This is a genomic window from Streptomyces sp. NPDC127119 (genome assembly GCF_042677425.1).
Lineage (GTDB): Bacteria > Actinomycetota > Actinomycetes > Streptomycetales > Streptomycetaceae > Streptomyces.
This window is the reverse complement of record NZ_JBHXTO010000247.1, coordinates 1-7,675: the sequence shown is the minus strand read 5'-3', so window position 1 is coordinate 7,675 and position 7,675 is coordinate 1. Positions and strand designations below refer to the sequence as shown.

General features: G+C 70.9%; 7 protein-coding genes. All 7 read right to left on the bottom strand.

All coding sequences use genetic code 11. The annotated features are described in order from the left end of the window. Window positions 1-85: 85 nt before the first annotated feature. Window positions 86-1,363 carry a tyrosine-type recombinase/integrase gene (locus tag ACFVH5_RS43060; RefSeq protein ID WP_385839145.1) on the bottom strand — a complete coding sequence of 426 codons (1,278 nt, stop codon included), beginning with the start codon at window positions 1,361-1,363 and terminating at the stop codon, window positions 86-88. 81 nt (window positions 1,364-1,444) lie between these two features. Next, window positions 1,445-1,663 carry an excisionase family DNA-binding protein gene (locus ACFVH5_RS43055; protein WP_385839144.1) on the bottom strand — a complete coding sequence of 73 codons (219 nt, stop codon included), beginning with the start codon at window positions 1,661-1,663 and terminating at the stop codon, window positions 1,445-1,447. Window positions 1,664-1,851: 188 nt separating this feature from the next. Next, window positions 1,852-3,087, bottom strand: coding sequence for a DUF3631 domain-containing protein (locus ACFVH5_RS43050; RefSeq protein ID WP_385839143.1), 1,236 nt, complete (start codon window positions 3,085-3,087; stop codon window positions 1,852-1,854). 346 nt (window positions 3,088-3,433) lie between these two features. Further along, entirely contained in the window at window positions 3,434-4,342 is a 909-nt protein-coding gene (locus ACFVH5_RS43045; protein ID WP_385839142.1) for a bifunctional DNA primase/polymerase, read from the bottom strand. After that, the gene (locus ACFVH5_RS43040; RefSeq protein WP_385839141.1) at window positions 4,339-5,079 is read right to left on the bottom strand and encodes a DNA methylase; all 741 of its coding nucleotides are present in this window, start codon (window positions 5,077-5,079) and stop codon (window positions 4,339-4,341) included. Before ACFVH5_RS43040 ends, ACFVH5_RS43045 begins: the two co-directional genes overlap by 4 nt. Before the next feature lie 91 nt (window positions 5,080-5,170). Further along, complete coding sequence (locus ACFVH5_RS43035) at window positions 5,171-5,482, bottom strand: hypothetical protein (protein ID WP_385839140.1); 312 nt, start codon at window positions 5,480-5,482, stop codon at window positions 5,171-5,173. A gap of 171 nt (window positions 5,483-5,653) precedes the next feature. Next, the gene (gene traB / locus ACFVH5_RS43030; protein ID WP_385839139.1) at window positions 5,654-7,675 is read right to left on the bottom strand and encodes a plasmid transfer protein TraB; all 2,022 of its coding nucleotides are present in this window, start codon (window positions 7,673-7,675) and stop codon (window positions 5,654-5,656) included.

The following is a 7,675-nucleotide window of genomic DNA, read 5'->3' as shown; positions in this document are numbered from 1 at the left end:
TTCGAATCTCGTATCCTCCGCCAGTGCCTCACCGGGCACGATGTCGAAGGGCCCCACCGGTCGCGGTGGGGCCCTTCGACGGTTCTCAGCTCTCGTTGTCCTGGTTTTTGTCCACGGCGGGCGCCGCCGGCCCCCAGATGGCATCGGCGATCTTCCGGGCAACGTCCTTGAGCATGGCGTCGGGCACGTGCAGATAGCGCGCCCGCATCCGTGCGGAGGTGCCCGGCTCCCACCCCATGATCTGATCGATGACCCGGGCCGGGACCCCGAGCAGCATGAGCACGGTGGCCGCGGTGTGCCGAGCGTCGTGCAGCCGGCCGTCCCGCACCTGTGCGTCCGCCAGGAGCCGCTTCCAGTCGTGATAGTCCGTGTTCGGGCTCAGCGGGCCGCCCAGCGCCTTGGTGAATACGTAGTCCGACTCGATCCACAGGTTGCCCGCGGTCTTGCGCTCGCGCGCCTGTACCTCGGCATGCGCGCGGAGCATGGCGACCAGCGGGCCCGGCAGAGGCACCGCACGGCGGCCGGCGCGGGACTTGGTGTTCTTCGTCTCGCGCCGGACCTGCTTCCGGCTCGGGCAGTACCCCGCCTTCCGGCCGCATGGCGATGCTTCCGGGCACCCGTGCTCGTAACGGGGGCGCAGACGGTTGCGGCGCAGTTTGAGGTACTCGTTGTCCAGGTCGACGTCAGACCAGCGCAGTCCGAGCGTCTCGCCCTGTCGCAGACCGAGCGCGAGCGCGAGCATCCAGCGGGCGCTGTTCCGGCGCTTGTTCACCTCGATCAGCAGACTCTGCACCTCGTCCAGCGAGTAGGGCTCCACCTCGTCCTCTGCCTCTTCCATCCGTGGCGGCTTGGCCAGCGCGGCGGCATTCTTCGCCACGTGGCCGCGGCGCGCTGCCTCTCCGAGGGCGGTCCGGATGGTGCGGTGGGCCTGGTGAGCCGTACCGGCCTTGCTCCCGCTCTTCTGCATCCGGCGGTAGAGGCTTTCCAGGTGCTCGGGCTCCAAGCGGTCGATGCGGTGCTTCCCGACACCGGGCACGAGGTGCACGCGCACGGCCACCTCATAGCCGTCGTACGTGTTCTCGCTCACGGTCGGTTTGGCGATGTTCTCGACCCAGTGCCACAGCCACTTGTCGACGGTCCACGGCTTGCCAGGTTGTTGTGCCGAACCCTCGTCGCGCTGCTTCTCCAACTTGCGCACTTCGTCCACCAGTTCCTTGCGCGTCGGGCGCGTCAGGTGTCGGCGGTAGGGGGTCCCGTCGTCCTTGTAGCCCATCGGGACGCGAGCGTGCCAGCGCTCGTCTTTCCCGAAGTAGATGGCGGATTCGCCGTTGGCGCGGCGGGTGCGCTTCTTCTCTTCTGCCACAGCCAGACTCCTGTTTTTGGGTACCGAGATCCGGGTGCGGCGGACTGTCCTGTCCGGGACAGTCCGCCGCACAGGGTGCGGTCAAGCCGCTCGTCGGGCCGCGCGTTGACGGGCGACGTATTCGGCGGGCGCGTCCGCGGGGACTCGTCGGAGCCGACCGATGGGGATGGACTCCAACTCTCCGGAGCGGATGAGCTGGTAGCAGAAGGTGCGGCCGACTCGAAGGCGGCGGGCCGCCTCTTCAACGGTCAGCAGCACAAGGGTGGGGTCGAATGCGTCGGCGGGACTGGCCGTTTCCATTCGGGTGTTGCTCCTTCGTCGCGAGGGGAGGAGCGGGGGCCCGTCGGCCCCCTTCTGGGGTATCCGCCACGTCCGCCACGCCGCCACATCGCAGGTCAGAGCCTTGATCGTGTGGCGGGTAGCGGTTTTGTGGCGGATGGGTGCCGCCACACCCGGAGGGTGTGGCGGCTTCGGAGCGGCCGGTTGGGTCAGCCGGTGAGGATCGGCTGTGTGGCGGTTTCCGCAGGCGTGTGGCGGATGGCTGTGGCGGTATCCGCCACGGATGCACCCCCGTTGACCTGGGGTGTGGCGGACGTGGCGGACGTGGCGGATTCTCCGGGGGCCGGAGAGCAGTACCGGATCCAGGCGTCCGTGAGGTCTTCCGCGTAGTAGCCCTTGGGGAAGCCGGAGGGGGTGCGGATGCCGCGCGGTTTGATCGGCTTGTTGGCCGGGGTGACGTACTGCCCGAGCAGCCGGGCGAGGGTGCGGGAGTTGATCGGCTTGTCGTCCAGGTCGCCCCATGGGGCGTCGTCCATGCGGAGCAGGCATTCGATGATCGCGGCGGTGGGCATGCGGTCGTCTCCGCAGAACACCTTGTCGCGCAGGTCGGTCAGCAGCCGGACCCCGAGGGAGGCTTCGTCGTTGTCGTGGGACGCGCTGATCAGTTCCAGGCAGGCGGTACGGGCCCGTACGGGCCAGTCCCCGCCGGCTGCGTCCGCTACTGCGAGCAGGGGTTCCCAGACGTCGGCGGGCCGGTCGGAGACTCCCTCGGGCAGCTCCGGCCACGCGTTGGCGACCTGGTCGCGGACGGTGTCGGCCCATTTGGCGAGGCGGTCGCGCAGGGCGTGGCCCTGCTTCTCGTGGGTGCGCTGCCGGTAGGGCTCCACCTTCTCGTTCGGGGCGCGCTTGCGCATGCGGACGATGACCGAGCGCGTGAGCACGGTGTCCGGCAGGGAGCCGATGCCCGCCATGGCCACGGCGCAGTAGGAGTTGAAGATCTGCGCGGTCTGGTTGGAGCCGTCCCCGACGCAGCGCAGGGCGCCGCCGATGCGCCGGTAGCCGGCGTTCAGGAACCCGCGCAGGGCCTCATCCGCCCCTGCTTTGGGGCCGAAGATGGTGTCCACCTCGTCGAACAGGACGGTGGGCAGTCCCTCGGCTGAGTCGACCAGCCGGTAGAGGGCGTTGGCGGATGCGGACACCGTGGCGACCGGACGGGGGGTCAGGGTCTCTACGATCTCCAGGGCCCGTGACTTGCCCGATCCCGGCTCCGGGGACAGGAACGCGATGCGGGGCGTGGTCTCGAAGCAGTCGATCAGGTGGGCGTGTCCGTCCCACAGCGCGACCGCGACGTACGCGGCTGCGGTGGGGAAGATGTTGAACCGGCGGTGGAACGCTTCCACCTCGTCCAGCAGTACGGCGCCGTCGATGGGTTCGGGTGCGGTCATGCGGCGGCCCTCCCTTCCTGGGGGGTGCGGAGCGGGCAGGTGTCGCGGTGTGCTTCGTGGTCGGTGATCAGCGCGAGCACCTTCGCGCGGCCCACGGCGCTGCGGTCCCTGCCGCACAGGCATTTCGAGGTGGCGGTAGGGACCGTGCCCCGGGGCGCGACGATGGACAGCCACGCCACGGGGTACCGACCGTCGCCCCGGTGCTGGTCAGGACTGACAGCAGTGCGGACGCCTTCGGCGACGACCTTTGGCGCGCTACGGCCGGTCGCGGGTGCGGTCGGTTCGGCGGGGCCGGTCCCGGTGGGGGTAGCGGTGATGCTTTTCAAGAGGGGGTTGGGGTGGTCGGTCATGCGGCGGCCCGCGGGCGGCAGGTACGAATCGACCAGTCCAGTGCGCTGCGGATCGTGGTCCGGCACTCGGACGCGGTGAGTCCGACAGCCTCGCCCTCCCCTTGAAAAGCGTCTTCGACAACATGGCGGGGGATGTCGCCCCATGCGACGAAACGGCCCAGGGCGCGTGCGCTCTCCAACAGCCGGACGTTGCGGGTGCCCTCCGGCGCCTGCCGCACGTTCCTGCGCCCCCAGATGAGGGCCGCATCGGCGGCCCTCCCCGTGCGCGCCGCCGTCGGCGTGTGCATGGGCCGGGGTGCGGCGGACGGGTGCGGCGGGATGAGCAGTGCGAGCAGTCCCGGGGGCAGAGGATTGATGAGGGCGGGGCCCGCGACCTCGTACGTTTGGCTGTCGATGGTGCTGCCGGCTGCGACGACGTAGCCGCCCCATGCGCGGGTGTCGACCAGCGGGGCGAGGGTCCCGGCGGTGTTGTGGAGGCGGACCGCGGCGGGGGCGGTGAAGTACAGGTGTTGTCCGCCGCTCGCGGTCCGGATCGTGCGGGTGTGGGGTACGGGCTGCCCGGTGCGCTCGCAGAGCGCCTCAAAGGTCGTCGCGCCGTCAGGCGCGTCCGCACTGCTGTTGCCGTTTTCCCTGTTCTTGGGTTTGTCCAGGTCGATGACGACCAGGCCGGAGGGGCCGGTGGCAATGCCGACGTTGTACGGCGCCTGCGACCAGGCGGCGCGGATGCGGTCCGGGTCGGTGGTGGCGCGCTGCTCCCACTTGCGGTGGCCACTCGCGCACGGGCCGGTACGGGTGCATGCCTGCTCGCTGTGGAGCGCGGGCCGCTTCGTGCCGGGACGCAGCGGGAAGACGGACCAGCCGCGCTCAGCAGTGCTCAGAGCAGCGTTCAGGAGACGGGTGCTCATGCCGCGGCCCCCACTTCGAGCACGGGCGCCACCGCGAGGAACGCCCGTCCGATCCACTCGGTGTAGGCGGGCGGCAGCGCCTCGCGCAGGCGGAAATGATCGGTGGACCAGTCGATCCCCTTGGCCGCGCGGATCTCGTCCACGGTGGCTTTGCCCCCTCCCTCGCCGTAGGCGGCGACGTAGGGGCCCTCGCGGTACTCGCCGTGACGCCAACCGCGTACGTAGCCGCGGTGCCGCGGGTGGGCCGGCTGCGTGGTGGTCCAGCCTCCGAGTTCGAAGTAGCGGTGCATGAGCACGGCGAGCCCGAACTGTTCCCCGCACAGGCGGACGTCTTTGCGGACTTCGGAGCCGGGGACGTTCTCCATCACGTACGGTCGGCCCGTGGCTTCCAGCGCGGCCCGGGTCGGGGCGATGAGCCGGGGGTAGGTGCGGCCGATCGCAGCGTTGCGCGCCTTGTTGGTGCCCTTGGTCGGGGCTCCCTCGCCCTGGCACGGCGGGGACGCATGGATGAAGTCGTACTCGTGGCCGTGCGCGCGGATGTACTCGATCGCATCCGCCTGGTGGAAGGCGTCACCGCAGTAGTCCGGTTGTGCCACGTGGTCGATGCCGGTGATGTGGCAGTTGCCGAACGCGTGCCGGTAGCCCGCGGCTGCGCCGCCGATGCACGAGTAGGCGTCCAGGACGCGGACGGGTTCGAGCAGGGCGAGCAGTCGCCCGATGTCGGGTCGATGGGTCATGCTGGGAGACCTCCAACGGGTCTGTTGTGGGCTGGTTGGGCCGGGGCGACCGCGAATCTTTGGCGAGATGGGGCGGTCGCCCCGGGCGTAGCTAGAGGTGCTTGCCGCGAGCGAGCCGGAGGGTGATCCCTCCGAATCCGATGGGGCCGGCGGCGCCGGCGATGACGGTCACGGTGTGCGCGGCGGCATCGAGCAGCGCGCACAGCGCGACGACCAGCCCCCACCCACCGAGGGCGACGGCCCCGGCCACGGCGAGCGCGGTCACGATCCGGCGCCACGGGAGGGCGGTCGGGTTGTTGGTCGGGACGACGATGACGACCGGCTGCCCGGTGGCTTCGGCACGGCGGTAGGCGTCGGCGGGGATGTGCGGGGCGATGATCCCCGGCGGGTCGCGGTAGGTCATTGGAGCCTTCCTCGGGTGAGGCGCGCGCCGGTGTCCGCAGGGGCTGCGGGGGCGCGTGCGGGTGAGGTGTCAGGCGGGTGTCACAGGGGTGTCAGGGACGGGTGTCAGGGCGCGTGACACCTGCGCCCGCCTAGAGGTTTGGGTGTCACGGGACCGTGACGGTGTCAGGTGTCACGCGGGGGTCAGGGACGGCACGATGCGCCACCGGCCGGTGGTGTTCGTCGGCGCGAGTCGACCCTCCGCGGCTGCCTCCGCGAGCTTCTTGGACACCCACGGGCGGGAGAGGTTGTGGCGGTCGCACCAGTCGGACAGATCCTTGGGACCGATGATCATCTGTCCGTCTCGTTCGAACTCCGCGAGCGCCTCCGCGAGCAGCCGGCGGGCCTCTTCCCCCTTCGGCTTGCGGCCGGTGCCCTCTCCGAAGATCGGGGCATCGTCTCCGGTCTGCGCCGCGGGGAGTTCCTCCTCCGGGTCGATCTGCTCGTCCTCGGGGTCGTGTCGCGGGGCGTCGTCCATGTCGTCGTCCTCCGGATCGACGTGCGGTGCGCCATGCCCGTCCCCGGGTATCGGCCGGCCGCCGTAGGCGTTGCCCGCGATGGATGCGGCGGCCCCGGCGGTGATCGGGTCGGCGGTGGCGCCGTTGCGCTGTGCCCACGCGGCCACGACTTCCATGAGGGACACCGAGCGGTGGGTGAAAGCGCGGGTGCGCCCCGGGGATGCGTAGCGGTCCTCGGGCACGCCCGTGCTCACGAGGTAGCAGTAACCGGGCTTGCGGTTGCCCCACGCTCCCGGGTGCGCTCCCGCGTCCAAGACCCGGTCGGGCAGGGAGAATCCCTCGTCCCGCGGGTCGCAGCCGAGTGCGATCACGGACGGCAGGGCGGCGCGGGTGCTGGTGGACATCTGGTCGTAGGAGGGGCGTTGCAGGGAGACGATCAGGGAGACACCCGCGGAGCGTGCTTCCTGGGAGATCCCGGTGAACGCGTCGTCCCCCAGGGCCCGCAGGGTGCTTGCGGCCTCTTCCATCCAGGCCACGAGGAACGGCATCCCCGGGCAGCCGCACGCCGTGCCGTCCGGCTGGCAGGAGTGCTTGGGGTCGTTCTGCTGCTGGGCTGCCTGCGGGAGCCACTGCCGGTAGGAGTGCTGCCCGAGCCACCGCGTACGGGCGGGGATGACTTCCTGGAGAGCCTCCACCATGACCTCGGTGGGGGTGCCGCCCTCGGCTGCCCAGTCGATGCCGGGGAGCAGGGGGCGGAAGTCCTGGAACATCTTCGGGTCGGACAGCCACAGCAGCACGTCGGAGCGGGAAAGGATCTCCGTCTGGAGATTCAGGGCGGTGTCGCCCTTGCCGGAGCCGGAGCCGCCGGCGATGAGGACGTGGGTGCCGTTGCGGTCGGCCTCCGGGTCGCCGGGCAGCCACAGGTGCATCGGGGCGCCGTCGTCGTAGCGGCCGATCAGGAGCGGATCCGCGATCGAACCCCCGAGGTTCGAGGGTCCGTCGTATTCGACGAACTCCGCGAGCATGTCCTCGGGGACGATGACGAGTTCCCCGCGGCGGTTGGAGTCCGGGTCGGGCTGGTAGCGCACCGCGGAGGCGGGCAGGTCCAGCGCGGACGCGAGCAGTCCGAGCGCCTTCGTCACGTCGTCGTTGGTCTGCTCCCCCGCAGCGAGCGCGAGCGGCGCGGTGACCCGGTTCGGCTCCACCTTCGCCGTGCCGATCTGCGCACGAGCCAGACCGATCTTTTCGAGCAGTCCCTTGTCGCCGCCCTGCCCGCTCGCTTCCCCGTCCGGGGTGCGCAGGATCATCCGCACATTCCACGACAGGGCGACCACCGGCCCGCCCATCAGATACAGGTCGTCCAAAGGTCCGGCGAGCGGCCCGGCGAGGCATGCCCCGGTCACCCACGCGGAGCCCGCGGCAACGGTGATCGCGGAGTGCAAGCGGCGCTGAGCGGAGGTGTTGCGGCCGACCCACCAGGTGACGCCCGTGAGGGCGACGGAGGCGAGGGTGAGGCCGACTCCGGCCGGAGCGCTCTCCCCCCACCGCCAGTTCCCCAGCGCACCCGCGACACCGGCCGCGCCGACTCCCAGCCACGGCGGCAGATGCGGCTTGGCCCGGTTGAGGAGGTACGCGCCGATCCCGCCCCCGGAGCCCTGCCCGGGGAGCAGACCCTCGCCCCGGTAGTCGGCGACGAT

Coding starts and splice junctions, on each gene's coding strand:
- ACFVH5_RS43055 (WP_385839144.1), bottom strand. CDS start 1,663: ATGGAAACGGCCAGTCCCGCCGACGCATTCGACCCCACCCTTGTGCTG.
- ACFVH5_RS43040 (WP_385839141.1), bottom strand. CDS start 5,079: ATGACCCATCGACCCGACATCGGGCGACTGCTCGCCCTGCTCGAACCC.
- ACFVH5_RS43045 (WP_385839142.1), bottom strand. CDS start 4,342: ATGAGCACCCGTCTCCTGAACGCTGCTCTGAGCACTGCTGAGCGCGGC.
- ACFVH5_RS43050 (WP_385839143.1), bottom strand. CDS start 3,087: ATGACCGCACCCGAACCCATCGACGGCGCCGTACTGCTGGACGAGGTG.
- ACFVH5_RS43035 (WP_385839140.1), bottom strand. CDS start 5,482: ATGACCTACCGCGACCCGCCGGGGATCATCGCCCCGCACATCCCCGCC.